At 42.1% G+C, this 21,566-nt stretch carries 19 protein-coding genes and 1 pseudogene; 15 read left to right on the plus strand and 5 right to left on the minus strand.

What is annotated here, in order from left to right:
* The first annotated feature begins 65 nt into the window (after positions 1-65).
* Together ONZ52_RS21320 and ONZ52_RS21325 are read left to right on the plus strand one after the other, a co-directional pair.
* Entirely contained in the window at positions 66-677 is a 612-nt protein-coding gene (locus ONZ52_RS21320) for an OmpW family outer membrane protein (protein WP_265220653.1), read from the plus strand.
* Positions 678-809: 132 nt separating this feature from the next.
* Complete coding sequence (locus ONZ52_RS21325; protein WP_265220654.1) at positions 810-1,445, plus strand: HD domain-containing protein; 636 nt, start codon at positions 810-812, stop codon at positions 1,443-1,445.
* Positions 1,446-1,472: 27 nt separating this feature from the next.
* Here ONZ52_RS21325 and ONZ52_RS21330 read toward each other — a convergent pair whose 3' ends face one another.
* Positions 1,473-1,919, minus strand: a complete 447-nt coding sequence (locus tag ONZ52_RS21330) for a MarR family winged helix-turn-helix transcriptional regulator (protein ID WP_265220655.1) — start codon at positions 1,917-1,919, stop codon at positions 1,473-1,475.
* Positions 1,920-2,017: 98 nt separating this feature from the next.
* On the opposite strand from ONZ52_RS21330, the gene ONZ52_RS21335 reads away from it, so the two are divergent.
* Positions 2,018-2,467 carry a DUF2798 domain-containing protein gene (locus ONZ52_RS21335; RefSeq protein ID WP_265220656.1) on the plus strand — a complete coding sequence of 150 codons (450 nt, stop codon included), beginning with the start codon at positions 2,018-2,020 and terminating at the stop codon, positions 2,465-2,467.
* A 101-nt stretch (positions 2,468-2,568) separates the two neighbouring features.
* On the opposite strand, the gene ONZ52_RS21340 is transcribed toward ONZ52_RS21335, so the two are convergent.
* Positions 2,569-2,898: a Rieske (2Fe-2S) protein gene (locus ONZ52_RS21340; RefSeq protein ID WP_265220657.1), complete on the minus strand. Its 330-nt coding sequence runs from the start codon at positions 2,896-2,898 to the stop codon at positions 2,569-2,571.
* Between the two features lie 438 nt (positions 2,899-3,336).
* Here ONZ52_RS21340 and ONZ52_RS21345 point away from each other — a divergent pair, with 438 nt between their 5' ends.
* Positions 3,337-5,484, plus strand: coding sequence for a transglycosylase domain-containing protein (locus tag ONZ52_RS21345; RefSeq protein WP_428981196.1), 2,148 nt, complete (start codon positions 3,337-3,339; stop codon positions 5,482-5,484).
* Positions 5,485-5,759: 275 nt separating this feature from the next.
* Positions 5,760-6,596, plus strand: coding sequence for a substrate-binding periplasmic protein (locus ONZ52_RS21350; protein WP_265220659.1), 837 nt, complete (start codon positions 5,760-5,762; stop codon positions 6,594-6,596).
* A gap of 49 nt (positions 6,597-6,645) precedes the next feature.
* Here ONZ52_RS21350 and glgA read toward each other — a convergent pair whose 3' ends face one another.
* The gene (gene glgA / locus ONZ52_RS21355; protein WP_265220660.1) at positions 6,646-8,079 is read right to left on the minus strand and encodes a glycogen synthase GlgA; all 1,434 of its coding nucleotides are present in this window, start codon (positions 8,077-8,079) and stop codon (positions 6,646-6,648) included.
* A gap of 92 nt (positions 8,080-8,171) precedes the next feature.
* Here glgA and glgC point away from each other — a divergent pair, with 92 nt between their 5' ends.
* The 8 genes and pseudogenes from glgC to acpS all read left to right on the plus strand — a co-directional run bounded on the left by glgC (position 8,172) and on the right by acpS (position 16,095).
* The gene (gene glgC, locus ONZ52_RS21360; RefSeq protein ID WP_265220661.1) at positions 8,172-9,425 is read left to right on the plus strand and encodes a glucose-1-phosphate adenylyltransferase; all 1,254 of its coding nucleotides are present in this window, start codon (positions 8,172-8,174) and stop codon (positions 9,423-9,425) included.
* Positions 9,426-9,762: 337 nt separating this feature from the next.
* Positions 9,763-10,395 (plus strand): riboflavin synthase subunit alpha, encoded by a 633-nt coding sequence (locus tag ONZ52_RS21365; RefSeq protein WP_265220662.1) that lies wholly within the window; start codon positions 9,763-9,765, stop codon positions 10,393-10,395.
* Positions 10,396-10,635: 240 nt separating this feature from the next.
* Positions 10,636-12,440 (plus strand): annotated as a pseudogene (gene lepA, locus ONZ52_RS21370) (translation elongation factor 4).
* Positions 12,441-12,491: 51 nt separating this feature from the next.
* Positions 12,492-13,307, plus strand: a complete 816-nt coding sequence (gene lepB, locus ONZ52_RS21375) for a signal peptidase I (protein ID WP_265220663.1) — start codon at positions 12,492-12,494, stop codon at positions 13,305-13,307.
* A gap of 26 nt (positions 13,308-13,333) precedes the next feature.
* Positions 13,334-14,017, plus strand: a complete 684-nt coding sequence (rnc, locus tag ONZ52_RS21380) for a ribonuclease III (RefSeq protein ID WP_111608048.1) — start codon at positions 13,334-13,336, stop codon at positions 14,015-14,017.
* Positions 14,010-14,912 carry a GTPase Era gene (gene era, locus ONZ52_RS21385; protein ID WP_265220664.1) on the plus strand — a complete coding sequence of 301 codons (903 nt, stop codon included), beginning with the start codon at positions 14,010-14,012 and terminating at the stop codon, positions 14,910-14,912. The genes rnc and era overlap by 8 nt, the downstream gene beginning before the upstream one ends.
* A gap of 5 nt (positions 14,913-14,917) precedes the next feature.
* Complete coding sequence (recO, locus tag ONZ52_RS21390) at positions 14,918-15,655, plus strand: DNA repair protein RecO (RefSeq protein WP_265220665.1); 738 nt, start codon at positions 14,918-14,920, stop codon at positions 15,653-15,655.
* Between the two features lie 26 nt (positions 15,656-15,681).
* Positions 15,682-16,095: a holo-ACP synthase gene (gene acpS / locus ONZ52_RS21395; RefSeq protein ID WP_265220666.1), complete on the plus strand. Its 414-nt coding sequence runs from the start codon at positions 15,682-15,684 to the stop codon at positions 16,093-16,095.
* Here the strand turns inward: acpS and ONZ52_RS21400 are convergent.
* Complete coding sequence (locus ONZ52_RS21400) at positions 16,058-18,856, minus strand: response regulator (protein ID WP_265220667.1); 2,799 nt, start codon at positions 18,854-18,856, stop codon at positions 16,058-16,060. The two genes, acpS and ONZ52_RS21400, sit on opposite strands and share 38 nt — an antisense overlap.
* 24 nt (positions 18,857-18,880) lie before the next feature.
* The gene (locus ONZ52_RS21405) at positions 18,881-19,105 is read right to left on the minus strand and encodes a hypothetical protein (RefSeq protein ID WP_265220668.1); all 225 of its coding nucleotides are present in this window, start codon (positions 19,103-19,105) and stop codon (positions 18,881-18,883) included.
* A 126-nt stretch (positions 19,106-19,231) separates the two neighbouring features.
* Between ONZ52_RS21405 and cysM the strand changes: the two genes are divergently transcribed.
* Positions 19,232-20,125, plus strand: a complete 894-nt coding sequence (cysM, locus tag ONZ52_RS21410) for a cysteine synthase CysM (protein WP_265220669.1) — start codon at positions 19,232-19,234, stop codon at positions 20,123-20,125.
* A gap of 119 nt (positions 20,126-20,244) precedes the next feature.
* The gene (rlmD, locus tag ONZ52_RS21415) at positions 20,245-21,561 is read left to right on the plus strand and encodes a 23S rRNA (uracil(1939)-C(5))-methyltransferase RlmD (RefSeq protein WP_265220670.1); all 1,317 of its coding nucleotides are present in this window, start codon (positions 20,245-20,247) and stop codon (positions 21,559-21,561) included.
* Positions 21,562-21,566 lie beyond the last annotated feature (5 nt).

Consider the following 21,566-nt stretch of genomic DNA (forward strand, 5'->3'; position numbering starts at 1 on the left):
ATTTAAATATTTATCCTGTTACCTTTTAGTCACAGACATGTTGTTTGACTAATAAGGAATCGATTATGAAAGCTATACTTCCCATTGCCCTTGTTTCTGCGTTTTGTTCCTCTGTTGCTTTAGCCCATGATGCTGGTGATATTTTTGTTCGTGGCGGTCTTGCTGTGGTTATGCCGAATGAAAGTAGTGATAATGTATTGAATAAAGGTGAATTAAAGATTGATAACGATACTCAGGTTGGAGTGACTTTGACCTATATGTTGACGGAGCAATTTGGTGTTGAGCTATTAGCTGCTACACCTTTTACTCACAAAGTATCGACAAAAGGTTTGGGAGAAGTGGCCGAAGTCTCTCATTTACCGCCTTCTCTCATGGCGCAATATTATTTTGCTCAAGCGAACAGTCAAATTCGTCCTTATGTTGGCGCTGGCGTGAATTATACCGTTTTCTTTGATGAAAAAGGCAAAGGGGCGTTAGCTGGTACGGATGTGAATCTTGATAACTCTTTTGGTTTGGCAGCTCAAGTCGGTGTTGATGTGAATTTTGCTGAAAACTGGTTTGCGAATGCATCGCTTTGGTACATGGATATTAACACTGACGTGCACACAAGCGTTGGAACCATTGATGCTGATATTGATCCAGTCACCTTTATGGGCAGTGTGGGTTACACCTTTTAATATTGTTCTGCGATTAATGACAATGAAGGCTTTGATTTTCGGATCAAAGCCTTTTTTATTGGTGCTTTTTAGTGTTTATATTCGAAACCTTTTATAATGTTTTATCATTTTTGTAGTAGGGAAGCCTGAATCGTGTCTGAGTGGTTAACCAAATATGAAGTGCAATTCTATGCCTTTTTAGATACTCAAAAGCATACCGATGTCGCTCACGATCTCGCTCATATTAATCGAGTGGTTAAGATTGCTCGGCAATTGGCCTGTGAGGAACAGGCCGATCTAGCGATAGTGATACCAGCGGCGTATTTGCATGATTGCGTGTCTTTGCCCAAAGATCATGTACAGCGGCATCTAGCTTCCACGTTGGCAGGAGACAAAGCCGTTGATTTTTTGCGTTCAATTGCTTATCCAAAAGAGTATTATGACGCAATTTATCATGCGATTCGGTACCACAGCTTTAGTGCTGATGTGAAGCCAGAAACGCTTGAGGCCAAAATCGTTCAGGATGCTGATCGATTGGACGCTCTGGGGGCTATCGGTATTGCTCGTTGTATGCAAGTGAGTGGTGCAATAAACAGAGTTTTATATGCGCAGGATGATCCCTTTTGTGATGAGCGTAAGCCTGATGATGGACGTTATGCAATTGATCATTTTTATAATAAGTTGTTTCGTATTGCGGATGGTTTAAACACGCCTTCGGCTAGGTTGGAAGGCAGGAGGCGTGAAAAAATAATGCGCATTTTCTTAGAGCAATTAGCGTTAGAAATCTAATGACATTCTGCTTGTGTAAAAAACGTATTATGCTTTGTTATTGATCGCATTCAGGTTCGAGAGCATTTTTTCACCGATGGTCAAAAAATGCTTCAGCTCTTCATCGCTAATATCTGCCCTCATCTCTTTTAGTACCGCTTGATCGGCACTGGCTAACTCTTGATAACACTGCATTCCACGTGGCGTTAATTTGAGAAACTGACTGCGTTTATCTATCGGGTTTGGCATTTTGGTCACGAGTGACTGATTTATCAACTCCTGGACCAATCGAGTGATCTGACCCTTGTCCTTCTCTGTGATGTCAGCAAGATAATTTGCGGTGCAGTTTTGTGTATCGTGAATGTTTTTTAAAATCATAAAATACATTGGAGATAGGGAGAGTTGTTTTTCTTTCATGATGTTTTTCATGGAAGTCTTTAGCCCGCCAATTGTATTCATGAAGAGTGTTTGAAGCGCTGATTCAGTATTATGCATAGTGATTCCCATGTAGTTGACAAAGTCAACTTAATGTATTATAGTTGCTTTTGTCAATTAGTTTTATTCTCACACTATCATTCCTTGGAAGGGTATCTATGTCAAAAAAAATTCAGAAAGTTGCCATCATTATCAGTTTTATTGTGGTTATCGGGGGATTTTTAACCTTTTTAATGACTTGGCGAAATATGGGTTTTTCTAGTCATTTTATTGCTGCTTGGTTGTCGTCGTTTGCATTGTGTATTTTATGTATTGCACCAATCGGTGGTGTGATTTCTATTGTGACGAATAGTCTTGTCAATAAAGTGTTTTACACTTTGTCTATGATGCAAAAAAATATTGTTTTCGGGCTTATCATGGCGGTGATAATGGAATCTATTATGGCTATCGTAACAACAATAAATTTGCATGGTTTTCTTGTTCTAAATGAGTTTGTTGCTTTGTGGGGGGCGACTTTTATTTCTGCGTTACCTGCAGGTCTGGTTATTTCTATTTTAATGTCGCTTGTGATTAAGCCAAAATTGGCTGTTTTTTGGGCTAAAGCTTAAAATAATTTCTTGATATGAAAGCTATTAGAAAAAGATGATGAGGCTCAACTTAGTCATCGCCCGATGTGGTTTCCACGACTTCAATAATACTCAGTGGCCGATTAAGCAAAAAGCAGATAGCAGTTGCCTTGTTCCATTCCGACAGTGGCTTTCTTTAATTGACTGCCTTGGCAAGGACCAGTAATACATACACCATCTGAAGGTGAAAAAAGGGCGCCGTGGTGGTGACATTGTAGATAATCGCCCTCGTCGTCAAGTACAGACTCAGAAGACCAGTTAAGGGGTTTGTTTTGGTGGGGGCACAGGTTTTCGAAAGCGATAATCTGTCCCTTTTGTTTCGTGACTAAGAACGTAGACTGTTCGACAGTGATATTGAGCGCTTTGCCTTCTGGAAGGTCGTGCGCGTTCGGTATTAGATATTTATTAAACACGTGATTACCGCACTTTTTTATGATGAATGTTGTTTATTCCAACAGAATTGCTGCTTTCCATAATTATGCGAACTAAGAGAAGTTACGATTACAGCGATACTCTTAGTGGTGTTTTGTCCAATTCTGTTGCCGACTGAGCTGGTGAAATTCAGGAAAATGTCAGTTAAATAAACTTTCCGTGATCAAAGACTCTAAAGTGCTATTACTCACGAGTCAATATGCAAGAATTAAGTTAGTTGTTTTTGGATCGTTGCTTGCTGACATCAAGCTCCTTATAATTGTCAGTTATGACTAAAAAAACGCCTGCAAAACCTTCGTCTAAGTCCTCGACACAAAAGAAAAAAACCTAAATCTTCTTTGCTGAAGAGAGTATTCAGCACCCTTTTTAAATGGGGGCTCATCGTTACTTTAGTTGGTAGTATTCCTTTCTCTGTTTGGGTGTGGTGGTTGAATGGACAAGTGGTGAGTCGTTTCGAAGGGCAGAAATGGCAAGTGCCTTCTGAAGTCTACAGTGCGCCCATAGTTTTGCGTAATGGTGCACCTTGGAATAAGCAAGATCTTGAAGACTTACTAGAAGAGACAGGGTATCGATTTGGGCGTAACAGTCAGAATGTTGGTTGGGCTGCTCGTAGTCAGACAAAAGTAAGCGCTCATTTGCGCTCATATATTGATCACTTAGGCTTTCATAAAAGTGAAAGACGCATTTTTTCGTTTCAAAACGGACGGTTGGTGATACAGGCACTGAATGGTGACGAAATTGCAGAAGCGAGAATTGAGCCTCAGCGTATCGGTTTTTTGTATGGTGGTAATACAGAGAGCCGCCAAATTTTGACCTATGATGACATTCCCAAGCCTTTAATGGATATTTTGATTGCTGTTGAAGATCAAGATTTTTATGAGCACTGGGGGATTTCTTTAACCGGTATGGCTCGCGCTTTGGTGGTGAATTTTACTCATGGCTCACGACGTCAAGGTGGTTCTACTCTGACTCAGCAGTTAGTTAAAAATATGTATTTGACTTCTGAGCGTACCTACACGCGTAAGCTGACAGAAGTCGTAATGAGTATCCTGCTTGAATATCATTATTCAAAAGAAGCCATTATTACGGCTTATATGAATGAAGTGTATTTGGCTCAGCTGGGTAATAGTGCCTTACATGGCTTTGCCGCTGCGAGTCAGCATTTCTTTGGTCGTCCACTTAATGAGTTAAACATTGACGAGTTTGCCTTGCTGGTGGGTATGGTGAAAGGTCCTTCTTTATATAATCCCGAACGCTTTCCAAAACGCGCCAAAGATAGACGTAACATGGTATTGGCAGTATTGAAAGGTCAGGGACGGTTATCCGATGCAGATTACAATCGTTTAATAAAGCAGCCTCTTCGGCTCGCCAGTAAGAAAAAAGAGCGTTCTATATTTGGCGATTATTTAGACTTGGTGGCTATGCAGCTGTCGAGAGATTTTGATGAAAGCACTCTGGCAACCAAGAATTTACGAATTTACACTGGTGTTGATATTCGAGCCCAGCGTGCGGCAAGTTTAGCTATGCAACGCCAAGTGCAGGTGTTAGAAAAGCGAGACCCTAAACTAAGAGGGTTACAAGGCGCTATGGTGGTAACAGATAGACTGTCAGGTCAAGTTCGCGCTGTCGTAGGATCAAGTGGTCAAGTTTATACGGGATTTAATCGAGCATTAGGGGCGGTGAGACCGATCGGTTCATTAGTGAAACCTCCGTTGTATTTATCAGCATTAGCAACGGGGCGTTTTACTTGGTGGTCTAAGATTGAAGATAAAAAACTGCGTTTTAATGTAGGTGGGAAAACTTGGGAGCCTGAAAATTACGACAGACAGACCCATGGAGAAGTGCATCTTTATGAAGCTATGGCAAAGTCCTATAACTTGGCCACGGTGTCCTTGGCGCAACAAATAGGCTTTGATCGAGTTGGTGACACTTTAAGGCAGCTTGGTGTGAAACGACCATTTACTATGCATCCTGCTGTGGCTTTGGGGGCATTGGAGTTATCGCCGTTTGAAGTGTCACGCTTGTACCAGCCAATAGCATCGCAGGGAAAGAGTAGTGAGCTTGGTGTCGTACTTGCTGTGATGGATCAGAATGATCAGCTCATGAAGCGGTTTGATCAACATAATGATGTGCCTTTCACCGATGCTGTGTTGGCTGTAACTTTGGATGGAATGACAAAAACACCAAAAATTGGAACGGCGCGTGCTGCTCAAGCGGCCTTTCCAAATCTGAATTTTGCCGCTAAAACGGGAACAACCAACCAACAAAAAGACAGCTGGTTTGTTGGCATTACAGGTGATTACTCGTCTACGGTATGGTTGGGGGATGATGACAATGTGCCATTAAGTATCACTGGCAGCAGTGGTGCGCAAAACGTTTGGATAGACTTTACTCGTCATGTTAATCCAATCTCTTTACCTGAAAACTTGCCTGATGGTGCTGCACGTTTCAGTGTATTAGACAGTCAGTTTGAAATTGCGGCGGATCGTTGCAAAGAGAAGACGACATTAGCCTTTATTCTAGGAACTGAACCAAAAGATAGTAGCTCATGTTTTTGGCCTTTTTAGTTTGTCTTTATATGAAAGATAAAAAGAAGATTGATAATTCTTTTATTCTTATATAGCCTTTTAGGTTGTTGAAAATAAAAAGGTTACTGTTTAGGTCGATCTTTACTGAGCATTTTAGGTGCCTTTACGGAAGTAGGATATTAGACAATACAGGAGATTTAGTTGTCGTACTGAGAAGACGTGTTAGGCTCTTCTTGGAAATAACACCACCTTGATACTTAGAAGAAAAATGCTTTTGGTTATTTTAATTTTATAGGTAATGGAGTGGCGCGGCTATGCGGCTTTACACATATGCAGTTGGCTGTTTTTTTGCAGCAACTTTTTTTAATGCTGGTATGGCTTTTGGCGTAACAAATTTGCCTCTGACCTCTTCTTGTAACGCTCTCACAGCCACAGGTAATTCTGAGTATCCACCTTTCTTGTGGCGAGAAAATGACACATCAACAGAACTTCATGGTGTGAATCGCCTTGTTATTGATGAGCTTAGTCGGCGTATTGATATTCCTATCACACTTGTTCATTCTGGTCCTTGGTCTCGTGCTCAGACAGAAGTTAAAAATGGTCGTATTGATTTAATGGCTGGGGCTTTCTACACGAATGAGCGCGCAGATTATATGGATTATTTCACGCCTGTGATATTGCATACGACAAGTGTTGTTTGGCAGCGCAAAGATAAAACTTTTCCTTTTAGTAAAAAGGAAGATTTAAAAGGTAAGTGGGGGGTCACGGTCATTAACAACAGTTTTGGTCAAGAGTTTGATCAATATGCCCAGCGTAATTTGAATATTTTGGCTGTTTCTAGTCTATCACAAGCTTTGCGTATGCTTGAGGCTGATAGAGTGGATTACGTTTTGTATGAAAAGAGCCCTGCTCATGCTTATGCCACCATGTTGGGATTGTCCGATTTTATTGTGGCGGCAGTGCCATATATTAGTAGTGAGGGTTTGTACCTGACTATGTCTAAAAAATCGCCTTGTAATGATAGCGGAATCAAACAGCGTATTGCGACGGCGCTGCAAGAAATGAAGCAAGATGGCTTTACTGAACAAGCACTGATTAATGGCGTTCAAGAATGGGAAGCGCATAGTAGCATTAGTGTGGTCTTGCCTTAGTATGCTGAGAGCAAAAAAAGCGAAGCAAAGTTGCTTCGCTTTTTTATTTTTAGCGATTTAACAAGGACTGGTATAAATCAACCCACTGATCTGTAACAGCTTCCCAACTGTAATCATAACGCATGGCATTTTGTTGTTTTTGTAGCCAGCGATTGCCATCATAGAAGCACGCCATGCATCTTTCCATGGCCAGTTTTAGGGATTCTCCATTGGCCTCTTTAAAGACAAAGCCATTGGCTTTGTCGCCCTCTTCAAACACAGTGTCTGCTAATCCTCCGGTTTGCCTTACAACGGGTAATGTGGCGTATTTTAAGGCATACAGCTGTGTTAACCCGCAAGGCTCAAAACGTGAGGGTATGAGCAGGGCATCGATACCCGCTTGTATTCGGTGAGAGTAATCTTCGAAATACCCAATACGAACGGCGACTTGTTGCGGGTAATTTTTTTGTAATTCTAAATAGCCTGACTCTAGGTTTTTATCACCAGAGCCAAGCACAATCAGTCTAGCACCCTTGTCTAATAATGAGGGCATAACGTGTAATACAAGATCCAGTCCTTTTTGTTCAGTGAGTCGACTCACAACACCAAATACGGGATAGTTAAGGTCTTCTGACAACGAGTTTTCTCGCAATAAAGCAAGCTTGTTTGTTTGTTTTAAATGAAGCGTGTCTATGTCGTAATTTTGCGGAATGAGTGCGTCTTTTTCTGGTGACCATTGGTTGTAATCAACGCCATTGAGGATGCCACTTAATTTATTTTGCATCGCTCTTAGGGTGCCATCTAGGCCGTCTCCATATTCAGGCGTGAGAATTTCTTGTGCATAGGTTGGACTGACCGTGGTAATTGCGTCGGCATACACTAAGCCTGCTTTAAGTCCTGAGAATCGACCATAAAACTCCATGCCATGCATGCTTAAGAGTTCTGGTGATAAGTGTGTGTCTGAAAATTGATTCATATCAAAACTACCGTTATAACGTAAATTATGTACGGTGGTTACAATAGGAATGTGGTCTACTTTCCAACTTTTAAGATAGGCAGCTGCAAACCCAGTTTGCCAGTCGTTTAAGTGTAGAACATCTGCTTGCCAATCTATTAGGTTGCCGTGCAACGCTAATGTTGCAACAGCCCAAGAAAGGGCGGCAAAGCGTATGTGATTGTCTTGAAAGTCGATGCCATTTTTGTCGACGTAGGGACCGTCTTCACGCTCGTAAAGTGCTTGGCATTGTAATAGCCAGATTGGTGTGTCATTGTCAGGAATGTGGGTTTCAAGTAACAGTAAATCTCCAACGCCAAATGGATTTCCTAAGTTGATACTCTTTTGAATAGGCGCTACTTTTTTTAGTATGCCTTGATACGCTGGCATGATAAGTTTGATATCGTGGCCTTTGTTTCTTAACGCGACAGGTAGTGCGCCAGCCACATCGGCTAATCCACCTGTTTTGATTAGGGGGTAAATTTCGGAAGCAGCAAAGAGTATTTTCATTATTAGTCATCTTATTGATTTGGAATAATGATCAGAGTATACCTAAATAGGACTTCAAATAGGTGTGTTGATAAAAATTTTAAGGGCATCACATGGATTTAAATACGGCGCGTATGAAAACTTTGTCCATTATTCTAGCCGGTGGACGTGGTTCAAGATTAAGACAGCTAACGGATAATCGTTCTAAGCCTGCAGTGCCTATTGCGGGTAAATATAAAATTATTGATTTTCCTCTCTCCAATTGTATTAACTCAGGTATGCGTCGTATTGCCGTCCTGACTCAGTATCGCTCTCATACATTGAATCAGCATGTACAAAGAGGTTGGAATTTTCTGCGATCGGATTTTAATGAGTTCATTGAACTATGGCCTGCTCAGCAACAGACTGGCAGTGACTGGTATCGTGGTACAGCCGATGCCGTGTATCAAAACTTAAGTATGATAGATGGTTTAGACAGCGAGTATATTCTGATTCTGGCTGGTGATCATGTGTATAAACAAGATTACAGTTTGATGCTGCAAGACCATATTGAAAGCGGTGCAGATGTTACGGTGGCGTGCATAGAAGTGCCACTGAAAGAAGCGGATCAGTTTGGTGTAATGCATGTTGATGAAAACGATAACATTATAGCGTTTGAAGAAAAACCGGCTAATCCACCTACGATGCTTGGTAAGCCTGATGTGTCGCTTGCTAGCATGGGTATTTATATTTTTAATACGAAGTTTTTGTCTGAAAACTTACGTTCAGATGCAAGCGATGACGAATCAAGTCATGATTTTGGTAAGGACCTTATTCCTTTGTTTGTTGGGCGTTGCAAAATTAAAGCTCACCATTTTTCCAATAGTGTCATTAGTAATAGCAGTTATCCTGATAAGCCGTATTGGCGTGATGTAGGAACATTAACGGCCTATTGGGAAGCGAATATGGATCTGACAAGATTGGTGCCAGAGTTGGATTTGTATGATGAAGAGTGGCCGATTCGAACAGCGCAGTATCAACGACCTGCAGCAAAGTTCAATTATAACTACGAAGAGCGCATTGGTACGGCATTGAATTCAGTCGTGTCGGCTGGCTGTATTGTGTCGGGTTCAACGGTCGAGCAATCCATTCTATTTAATAATGTTCGAGTAAACTCTTATTCTCATGTGATTAAATCTGTAGTTTTGCCTCGCTGCAATATCGGTCGGCATTGTCGTCTTAGTAAAGTGGTGGTGGATTCTGACTGCCATATTCCAGAAGGCACGATAATTGGTGAAGACCCTGTTGCAGATGCAGCTCGCTTTTATCGAAATTCAGACGGTATTACTTTAGTGACGCAAGAGATGATTGAGGCATTGCCTGAATAGTACTTTCAAGGAATGATTGTTGATTTAGTAAGAAGCCGCTCATATCAGCGGCTTTTTTGTGTGCCTTGAAAAGCTTTGTTTCATTATCTTGTGTACCGGTGCCTTGTAAAATGCTGAATTGGACGCATTAGTAGGGTTTCGCTTTTAGATTATTGAATAGAGAATTGGTTATCCCCGTAACCTGTGGATAACCCTATTGGTGAATCTTTGATAACTTACGCAAAACCAGTCGGTATGCAGCTTTGGACATTGGTGTTCATTTCTTCTTCAGTCTTTCATTTGGCGTAGTGTATTGGGTAAATATGTTTGTATTTTCACCTATTAGTGAGGAGGTTTTATGTTTACGGGTATCGTTCAGGGGACCGCGATGGTCAAAGCGGCCGATCAAGTGGGTCGTAACAAACGTTTAGAGGTGGTGTTTCCAGCCGGTGTTATGCTGGGTCAGCAGCTTGGGGCAAGTGTGGCTATCAATGGTGTTTGTCTTACCGTTGCTGAGATTGGTCATGATGTTTTGACATTTGATGTAATTGATACCACGTTGGCGTTAACCAATATTGGCCTTTTGCAGGTCGGGGATACGGTAAACTTTGAGCGTGCTGCTAAAATGGGGGACGAGATTGGTGGGCATGTTATGTCTGGTCACATTATGACGTCTGTTGCCGTATCGCGAATTGAAAAAATTGAAGAAAGTGTCCATATCCGCTTTACGACAGATCGTCAGCACGAAGTGGATGCAAGACGTTATTTGTTTGATAAAGGTTATGTGGGTCTAAATGGTGCGAGTTTGACAATTAGCGCTATTGGTAATGATTGGATTGAAGTGTCTTTGATTCCAGAAACATTGAGATTAACGACCTTTGGTATGTTGTCACTAGGAGATCGAGTGAATCTTGAAATCGATGCGCACACTCAGGCAACCGTCGATACCGTTGAGCGTATCTTGAAGCAAAGAGGGATTGTTTTGCCTTAAATCACTTTCGAACGGATTTAAGAGGCTAATTCTTCTTGGTTTTGAAATAAATGGAGTCCTTGCCCAATTTTCGGTAGAATGCTCGCCAATTTCTATCCTGAAAACGTGTTGGTGCGTATTTCTTATGATTGTCATGACGATGGTGTTTAATTCTTCTGTCACTCAGAATGAAATAGGTGTTTAACGAGCGTTTTTCAACAGGTAATCATTCAAATATCGCTTTTTAAGTGTGAGTAAATAGTGTCTTCTAATAATCTTAAGCACATACGCAATTTTTCGATAATTGCCCATATAGACCACGGAAAATCGACGTTAGCCGACCGCTTCATTCAGACTTGTGAAGGTCTGAGTGAACGTGAAATGTCTGCTCAGGTTCTTGACTCGATGGATATTGAGCGTGAACGTGGTATTACCATCAAGGCGCAAAGCGTCACGCTCGATTATCATGCGAAAGATGGGCAAGTTTATCAGTTGAACTTTATCGATACACCGGGACATGTTGACTTTTCTTACGAAGTGTCGCGCTCCCTTGCTGCTTGTGAAGGGGCATTGTTGGTGGTTGATGCTGCACAAGGCGTGGAGGCACAGTCTGTTGCAAACTGTTATACCGCCATCGAGCAAGGCCTCGAAGTGATGCCTGTGTTGAATAAAATTGACTTACCACAAGCAGAGCCAGAACGTGTTAGTGCTGAGATTGAAGAGATCATTGGCATTGATGCGATGAATGCGGTGACGTGCTCGGCAAAAACAGGTTTGGGAGTGGATGATGTATTAGAGCGCCTGATTGCGACGATTCCACCGCCAGAGGGTGACGTTGATGCGCCTTTGCAAGCGCTTATTATTGACTCATGGTTTGATAATTATCTGGGTGTAGTGTCTCTTGTTCGTATCAAACAAGGCACGTTGCGTAAGAAAGATAAAATTTTCATTAAATCAACCAAACAAACACATCCGGTTGATATGACAGGTATTTTTACGCCTAAGCGAAAAGAAACTGGTATGCTTAGAGCGGGGGAAGTTGGCTATGTTGTTGCGGGTATTAAAGATATTCATGGGGCGCCTGTAGGGGATACCATTACCCACGCTTCTACGCCAGATGTTCCACAATTAGCGGGTTTCCAAAAAGTGAAACCTCAAGTTTATGCGGGTGTGTTCCCTGTTAGCTCTGATGACTATGAAGATTTCCGTGTTGCCCTTGATAAGTTGACATTGAATGATGCTTCTTTGTTCTTTGAACCAGAAAGCTCGGATGCGCTAGGTTTTGGCTTCCGTTGTGGTTTTTGGGTATGCTGCACATGGAGATCATCCAGGAACGTTTAGAACGTGAATATGATCTAGATTTAATCACGACTGCGCCAACGGTAGTGTATGAAATCGAATTAAATAATGGCGATGTAATTAACGTTGACAGTCCATCAAAAATGCCAGATCCTGGTTCGATTCGAGAAATGCGCGAACCAATCGTCGAAGCCAATATTTTAGTGCCACAGGAATATCTGGGTAACGTTATTACGTTGTGTGTGGAAAAGCGTGGCATTCAAAAAGATATGCTATATGTTGGTCGTCAAGTGCAGTTGCGTTATGAGTTACCCATGAACGAAGTCGTCATGGATTTCTTTGATAAACTAAAATCTTGTAGCCGCGGTTTTGCGTCGTTAGATTACAGCTTCTCCCACTTTAGTGCTGCACCTTTATGTCGATTAGACATCTTGATCAATGGCGAGCGTGTCGATGCTTTGGCGCTGATCATGCACAAAGATAACGTACAGTATAAAGGTCGTGCTTTGTGTGAAAAAATGAAAGATTTGATTCCGCGTCAGATGTTTGACGTGGCGATTCAAGGTGCTGTGGGGGCAAAAATCATTTCACGTACGACAGTGAAAGCGTTACGTAAAAACGTAATTGCCAAATGTTATGGTGGTGATGTGAGCCGTAAGAAGAAATTGTTGCAGAAGCAAAAAGAAGGTAAGAAGCGTATGAAGCAGGTAGGTAACGTTGAGGTGCCACAATCTGCTTTCCTTGCGGTTTTGCAGCTAGACAGCTAGAGCCAGAAAAACAACAGGCGTGCTCAGCACGCCCTGATGGAGAAATGAAGTATGGGTTTTGATTTCGAATTGATACTGGCCATTGCGTTTTTAGTGACGGGTGTCTTCTGGGTGTATGATCGTATTGTGTATTTTCCCAAGCGTAAAGCTCTGTTGGTAAATATGCCAACAGAGACACGCAAAGCTCTCAGTAAGGATGCCCAGCAGCGATTGGCGCAAACACCTAAGCTGGTGGTGGAGGTGAAGTCCTATTTCGTTATCATTGCGGTGATCTTTGGTTTGCGATCTTTTGTTGTTGAGTCCTTTCAGATTCCGTCAGGATCTATGCTGCCAACATTAAAGATAGGTGATTTTATTCTGGTGAATAAGTTTGACTATGGACTTCGTTTACCTGTCTTAAATACAACCATTATTCCAACTACAGAACCAAAACGTGGTGATGTGGTTGTATTTAAATACCCACTTGATCCTAGTTTAAACTATATTAAACGTTTGGTCGGTTTGCCTGGTGATCAAATCAGCTATCATAATAAGACATTGATGGTTAATGGTGAGCCAGTTAGCAAAGAATTTTTAGCCAAGTTGCCTGTGTCATTGAACCCAAATCAAGAGCCAGTAGATGTATTTTCTGAGCACTTGGGTGAGGCACAACACGAGATTTATAATAGTTACCGATTTACCCCACATGAAGGTGAATGGACTGTACCAGCAGGCCATTATTTTGTGATGGGTGACAACAGAGACAATAGTGCTGACAGTCGATTTTGGGGATTTGTTCCAGATGAAAATATGAAAGGTCGTGCTTTTTATGTATGGCTGCATTGGGACGAATTTTTAGTATCCCAAGTTTTAAAAATAACGGTTTGATTGAATAAGTATTTTTTGGAGAAATTTTGAGTTCATCGTATCAGAAGCTGAGTCAGCGCATAGGGTATTTTTTTGCTGACCTTGGACTGCTTGAACTGGCGCTAACGCACCGTAGTTTTGGTGGGAAAAATAATGAGCGCCTTGAGTTCTTGGGTGACTCTATCCTTAATTATGTGATTGCGGAAGACCTTTTTCATCGTTTCCCAAAGGCTAAAGAAGGCGAATTAAGTCGTCTGCGGGCATCGCTAGTAAAGGGTGATACTCTAGCTGAACTGGCAAGAGAATTTGAGCTGGGAGATTATTTGAAACTGGGGGCTGGCGAGTTAAAAAGTGGTGGTTTTAGACGAGATTCTATTTTAGCCGATACGGTTGAGGGCATCATTGGTGGTATGTACCTAGACGCGGGCATGGAAGTTTGTCGTCAGCATATTTTAGCCTGGTACAAAGAGCGCTTAGATGCGACATCCTTAAAAGTGGTGACCAAAGATGCAAAGACGAGGCTTCAAGAGTATCTTCAAGCCAGAAAGCATGCGTTACCTCAGTACGATGTTGTGAATATTGTAGGCGAGCCTCATGACCAAACTTTTTATGTGCATTGTCATATTGAGCTTTGTGAAAGTGCCATAGAAGGCAAGGGAAATAGTCGTCGAATCGCAGAGCAAAATGCTGCAGCAAAAGCCTTGAAAAAATTGGAAAAGAAAGATGTCTGACGTTGAAGTGACGCACTGTGGTTATATTGCCATTGTTGGCCGCCCAAATGTGGGTAAGTCAACTTTGCTTAATCATATCTTAGGCCAGAAATTATCCATAACGTCGCGAAAGCCGCAAACCACCCGCGATCAGATTCTTGGTGTAAAAACAGAAGGCCATGTTCAGGCTATTTATGTGGATACACCCGGTTTGCATCTGGGGGAGGCCAAAGCCATTAACCGCATCATGAATAAAACCGCAGCGGCGGCATTAAAAGATGTCGACGTGGTGCTGTTTGTTATCGATGCGGATCGTTGGACAGAAGAAGATGAGGCGGTGTTACAAAAAGTGAAACACGCTCGCTGTCCCGTTATTCTGGTAGTGAATAAGGTGGATCAACTTGATCAAAAAGAAGATCTTTTGCCACGTTTGGCAAACCTAGCTGACCGGATGGATTTTGCGCAAATTGTTCCAATATCCGCCTTGCGTAATAATAATTTAGACCGTTTAGAACGTTTGGTTGAAAGTTATATGCCAGAGGGGACGCAGTTTTACCCTGAGGATCAAATAACCAATCGCAGTTCACGTTTTTTGGCCGCTGAAATTGTTCGTGAGAAGATCACACGCCAGCTTGGTCAAGAAGTGCCTTATGAAGTGGCCGTGCAAATTGAAGAATTTGTCTATGAAGAGACGGCTATTCATATTAGTGCGCTGATTTTGGTGGAGCGAAATGGGCAAAAACGCATCATTATTGGCGAGCGTGGTGATAAAATTAAGCTAATAGGCAAAGAGGCGCGTATTGATATGGAGAACTTATTTCAACATAAAGTCATGTTGAATCTCTGGATTAAAGTGCGTTCAGGTTGGTCTGATGATGAGCGTGCCTTGGCCAGTTTAGGTTACCAGGAAGAATAATCTCAATGCGCGTTTCTGCGTATGTCATTCATACTCGGCCTTTTCAAGATGGCAAAATTCTGCTTGATGCATTAACTCTTGAGCAAGGTTTGATTCGAGGTGTTTGGCGACTACCAAAAAAAGAGGCTCGGGTCATTCCTGGGCCTTTTTTATGTTACGAAATGGAGCTTTCTGGTCGCGGTGACTTAAAAACCGTGAAAAGTTTGGAGTCGGTAAAAGCCGCTGCTGTGCTTGAGGGGTTGTCTTTGTACGCGGCTTTTTATGTGCATGAGTTACTTGAAAAGCTTTTGCCTGCCAATTTGCCATTGCCTGAGGTGTTTGCATTATATCAATGGCTGATTGAAAGTCTGCATTCAGGGGTGGTTATTGCGCCCTTGTTACGTCGATTTGAGGTGGGGTTATTTTCCGAGCTTGGTGTCGGCATTAACATGATATCTACAGGTCGTGGTGAGCCTCTTGAAGCGCGTCAGCTTTATCAATTTCACTATAAGTTCGGTTTACGGCCTTATCATGGTGAAATACCAAAACAAACGCCTATGTTGTTTGTTGAAGGGCAGATAGCCCTTGATTATCACGCAGGCAAATGGACGGATAAACAAGTGTTAAGTCTCGCCAAGGAGTTACATCGTAACTGGCTGGATAGTTTATTAAATGGCAAGCCAATCGTTTCGAGGCGCTTATTGCCAAAGCAGCCTTTTCAAGGTGATCGGCATCTCGGGGTGCCTATTTTTCGTGCCTTGTGATGATTTACGTTATTAAAGGGGGGAGTTTGATTATCGGAGTTGGGACGGATTTGGTTGAGATAGCACGAATCGCTCAGTCAGTTGAGCGTTTGGGAGAGCGTTTTATTGACCGCATATTGACGGCTGCCGAAAAACAACGCTGGTTAGAAATCAGCAACGCAGATAAAGCCAATGCTTATGTCGCAAAACGCTTTGCAGCGAAAGAAGCGGCAGTGAAGGCGTTAGGAACAGGGATTGGTTCGGGGGTAAGTTTTCAACACTTTAGCATCAGTAATTTGCCTTCTGGACAGCCGGTTCTCATGGTTGATGAAAGTATTACTGCGCGCTATGACTTCCCTGTGGCATGGCATTTAAGTCTAACGGATGAGAAAGTGTATGCTCAGGCTTTTGTTGTTCTCGAATCTAAGGTGTTGAGTGCAAAGATTGAGGCCAAGGAATAAGCTTTCTGTGATTCAGAAGTTCTTCAATGGCTTCAAGAAAGTCTTCTGCCACACCGTCAACATCTTCTAAACCTAACTCTTTTAAATGTGTTTCTAAAAAGCCAGCATGGCGAGCAATATTAATGGTGCCAGTGTATTTGGAGGCTCCATGTATTCTATGCACTACTTCTATGAGTTTTTCAGTATCTTGTTTTTCTAAGTGATGTTGAATTAACTTTTTTTCCGCATCTAGAGAGTCCGCTAGCATATCAAACATCTCTTTTGCTATGTCGGCTTTACCATCAACGACAGCGAGTGCTTTGTCTAAATCAAAAATATTGACGAGCTTGTCATCTACCTGATCTTGAAAGGTTTTTGTATTATTACGCCATGTTTCAATGGTGGCGAAGAGTAGCTCTTCATCGATGGGTTTGGTTAGGTAGGCATTCATGCCGCTTGCAAGTATTTGCTGTTGCTCTGATCCCAAAGCGTGTGCTGTCAGTGCGATAATAGGAGTATTCTTATAATGCTTTAGTTGTCGTAACTGTTGGGTCGTTTCCATGCCATCCATTTCAGGCATTTGAATGTCCATAAATATTAAGTCGAATTTTTCATGTATTGCCATGTCTATCGCTTGGCGTCCACTGTAGGCTGATGACACCCTGACGCCGGCTGGCGTGAGCCAATGATTCAGTAGTTGCAGATTGACTGGAGAATCGTCCACTGCCAATATTTTAAAGTTTTTCAAGTGCTCGTGATTGGCTGGTGAGAGTGCTTTCTGAGACAGTAACTCGATCGGTGCTTTGTTGATGTGTAACAATGCTTTGTATAACCTGTCTTGACTGATTGGTTTAAGTAGTATGTCACTGCATAGGCTCTTTAGATCAGGATAGTGCGCTATTTGACCTGGTGGTTGTACCATCATAATACTGGGAATGGCATATTGTTGCGCGCAATAACTAATCAGTTCCCGTGCTTCTGTCGTGTTTTGGTCGTCAGGAGTAACGCTCAATAAGATGGCGTCAATGGCATCGTGTTGTTTGTTTAAAGTCGAGATGATCTGTTCTATGTCTGAGCAGGCGACATAGCGAATACCAATACTATCTAAGTAGGCCGTTAGGTAGTTTTTATAGGTGGTGCTAGGTTCGAGCAGCAGGACGCGTCGATCCAGTTTCTTTTTGTGCTGACTGAGTTTATTTGACCTTTTTAGAGTGATAGTAAAGCGAAAAGTTGAACCAATGCTTGGGTCACTACTGACTTCAATTTTTCCTTTCATCTGCTCGACCAGTTTTTTAGTGATGACCAGTCCTAGGCCTGTTCCCCCAAACTGTCGTGTGGTGCTGGTGTCTACTTGAGAAAAGGGCTTGAATAGACGATGTATCTTGTGTTCCGGTATGCCTATGCCGGTGTCAATGATTTGGAAGGATAAGGTGATTTCCTGAGAGGTTTGTGAAGCGATGGATACTTTTGTGCGTACTGATCCTTGATGGGTGAATTTAATGGCATTGCCGATTAGGTTTGTTAAAATCTGCCGAATGCGAGTGCTGTCACCAACAAACCATTCCGGAATATTCGCGCAAAACTCTGGTACTAAATCAATTTGTTTTTCTTTAGTCAGTAAGTTAACACTCAACGTCTGATAAACATCATCTACTAGTGCTTTTAAGTTGAAGTGATTGTTTTCTAGATTTAATTTTCCTGCTTCAATTTTCGAGAAATCCAAAATATCACCAATAATCGCTAGCAAGCTGTTTGTTGATTGCTCGATGGTATCTACATAGAGTCGTTGTTGGGGATCGGCAATGTCTTTTTGTAGCGTTTTTGTGTAACCTAAAATGGCATTCAGAGGCGTGCGAATTTCATGGCTGATGTTGGCTAGAAATTGCGATTTCAAGCGATTTGACTCCATTGCCTCTCGATTGGCGATGTGCAATTGCGCGCTTTTTTCCTCCATGCTGTCCATGCTACGCCGGATGTCTTCGGTCGATTGTTCTATGCCAATAATGAGTTCTTCATGGTGGTGTTCTAATCTCTCAGTTAGATCAAGTAGGTCCTTTTGCAGTTCCGCGTATTCTAGTGGTAGTTTCGTTAATTTTGCGGCTGAGAATTGGCCTTTAACGAGCTTATTTAAAGCCATAGCAAGCTTATTGAGAGGCTGTGTTAAATGCGTTGAAATATGATATGCGCTTAAAATTGTTAGTATGTTTAGCAAAACCAAAATAGAGATGATCAGGCTGGCGTATTGATATTTTGCTATTTTGATCGCAGATTTGTTGGCCTCAATTTTGACCCAGCCAATTAGATTGCGTTGGTTGGTAGGATTAAATAGGTCCGTTTGGGCATTGAATATGCCGTCCAGTGAATTATTAGCGTAGTAGATGGCGCTCATTGATTCTAGGTGGTCATCGTATTCGATAATGTGACTTTCTTCTGTGAAAGCCATAATGTTTTGTATGGGTGCGTTGCCCAGTTCAGCAATGATTTTTTGCTCGCTGTTGAATAATTGCACGCTGTTGATGTCGTGATTGCTGAGGGCGTTTTGCAGTATTCGATACATCATGTTTTGATCGGAAAAGACAATCGCATATTCGCTGGTCATAGCGACTTGCTCTGTAATTTGTTTAGTTCGCTCAAACAACTGGCGATTCAAATCATCAAAACGAGTTGACAGTAAAAAAAGGCTGGTGAGCAGTGAGATAACAAACACAGGCGTGAATAGCGCCCAAAAGAGTTTACGGCTTACGCTAAGTGGTGACAGATTGGTGAGGAAATGCAATTTCATCGTATTACTAATCTGCTTAATGAATTAATAGCAGGCCAAATTGCCTTTGCTCTGTCGATCTGTGCATTCTTTTTCATAGTTATCGCATGTCTGTTTTTCACGGCTGGATGGGGCATGAATATAGGCACATTCACGCCATTTCTTTCTTAATTCAATGGTATCTAGCCCAGTGAGGTCTTCAGTGGACTCTTCACAGCTACTTAGTAAAAGTAATAAAAAAAGTAGTGTGAAAACGCGTGTTACGAGCATACTCTTGCCCTAGAATGTCAAATCGAAACTAAGTTTATAACGCTTTCTTATTGTACTGTTTGCCATTAGTGTTCTTAAATAGTTAAGTTTCATTCCCTAAGTCATCAATGTCAATGAAGTTTTTATATGATCCAATATCCTAGTATTGAGTCCTTGATTGGGCAAACACCTCTGGTTCGCTTGCAGCGAATCAATCCAAATCCACGCAACACGGTGTTGCTAAAATTAGAAGGTCAAAACCCTGCTGGATCAGTAAAAGATCGTCCTGCGCTTAACATGATACTTCAAGCTGAGTTACGTGGAGATATAAAGCCAGGCGATAGTTTAATTGAAGCAACCAGTGGTAACACCGGTATCGCTTTGGCCATGGCCGCAGCGATTAAGGGTTACAAGATGCATTTAATCATGCCAGATAACATGAGTCAGGAGCGTAAATCAGCGATGTCGGCTTATGGGGCGATTTTGCACTTGGTGACAAAAGAGGAGGGCATGGAAAGAGCACGTGATCTTGCTCAAGAGATGCAGGATCAAGGTATTGGTATTGTGCTCAATCAGTTTGCTAACCAAGATAATCCTAATGCCCACTATCTGACCACAGGTCCAGAAATATGGCAGCAGACTCAGGGGACTGTGACACACTTTGTTAGCTCTATGGGGACAACTGGAACCATTATGGGGGTATCCCAATATTTAAAAGAGCAAAATAAAGCGATTCAAATTATTGGTCTTCAGCCGCAAGAGGGTTCGAGTATCCCTGGTATTCGTCGTTGGCCAAAGGCGTATCTGCCTTCGATTTTTGACGAGACTAAAGTAGATAAAGTGATGGATATCTCGCAAACCACAGCAGAAGTGACTATGCGATGTTTGGCAAAAGAAGAAGGGATTTTTTGTGGTGTGTCTTCTGGCGGTTCGGTTGCGGCAGCCTTGGCTTTGTCCGAGCAACTCGATAATGCTGTCATTGTTGCGATTGTTTGTGATCGTGGAGATCGTTATCTATCAACAGGGGTGTTCGATGGCTAAAAGACCTTTTATTAATTAAGGGCTTGTTTTCGCGTACAGTTCTAGGGATAGATGCGATAGAATACTTGGGCATTTATCCTATTTGACCAGAAAAATAGTCAGGAACAAGAGAGCCCCCTTTGAGAAAAAGAACCCCCCAGCGTCGTGCCCCTAAATCTCAGTCGATAGGTCCCATACAGACTTTTAACGTAGAGGGACTAACTCATGAAGCAAAGGGTGTTGCGCGTTTGCAAGGAAAAGTAACCTTTATTGAAGGGGCTTTACCTGGAGAGACAGTCGCTGCCCAAGTGACCAAAAATGGTCGTCGTTTTGATGAAGCGGTGTTAACTCATATCATCGAACCTAGTGTCCACCAGGTAGAGCCAGATTGTCAGCATTTTCATGCTTGTGGTGGTTGCAGTTTTCAACATTTAGCAAGAGAAAAGCAACTTTCAGCAAAGGCGGACTGGTTACAAGGCCAATTGCGCCATCTTATTACGACCCAGTCTCTTGAATTACTGTCGGATACTTCTATTGGCTATCGCCGTCGAGCGCGTATCGCTATTGATCATAAAAATGGTCAAATGGTGTTGGGGTTTCGTGGGAAAGCGTCAAATGACATAGTTTCTATTGATCGTTGTGTTGTGTTGACGGATAAGCTTCAAGTCATACTTCGCTCCTTGAAGCAAGCATTGTCAGTCAGTACTTTGTTTACACAACTTGGGCATGTGGAATTATTGGAAGACACTAAAGGGGTATCCGTTTTATTTCGCCTAATATCTCCAGTGTCTACTGAACTGCAAGCTATTTGGGAAGATTGGGCAATAAAAGAAAATACGGCATTGTATTGGCAAGCACCGAAAGCGAGCAGAGCAGACGTTACCACGGATAAAATGCGCTATTATGATCTTAGTAATCTAAGACTGAAGTATCATCCGCAAGATTTTATTCAAGTCAACGCCAGTATGAATCAAAAAATGGTGTTGCAGGCACTAGATTGGTTAAAGCCAAATAAACAGGATGTCATAATGGATTTGTTTTGTGGCGTGGGAAATTTTTCTTTACCTTTAGCTCAGCTGTCAAAATCGGTTATTGGGGTAGAGGTTCAGGAGGGGATGGTTGAGGCTGCTAAGGAGAACGCTCGCCTGAATGGCCTTGATAATGTGTCTTTTTTGGCGGCAGATTTGACTAAGCCCGTAAAAAATGAACTTTTAACGCAACAGATTACCAAAGTATTGTTGGACCCACCTCGTGCGGGTGCGTTTGAGTTTTTAGACAGTTTAATAAAAATCGGACCCATGCAAATATTGTATGTTTCTTGCAATGCTTCTACTTTAGCGAGGGATGCCGAGTATTTAGTTGCAAAAGGATATCGTGTTTTACGTGTTAGTTTGATGGATATGTTTCCGCAAACATCGCATGTAGAAACCATGATGTTATTGCAAAAAAAGAAGTAAATTGA

It is taken from the genome of Marinomonas rhodophyticola (genome assembly GCF_026113935.1).
Classification (GTDB): Bacteria; Pseudomonadota; Gammaproteobacteria; order Pseudomonadales; family Marinomonadaceae; genus Marinomonas; species Marinomonas rhodophyticola.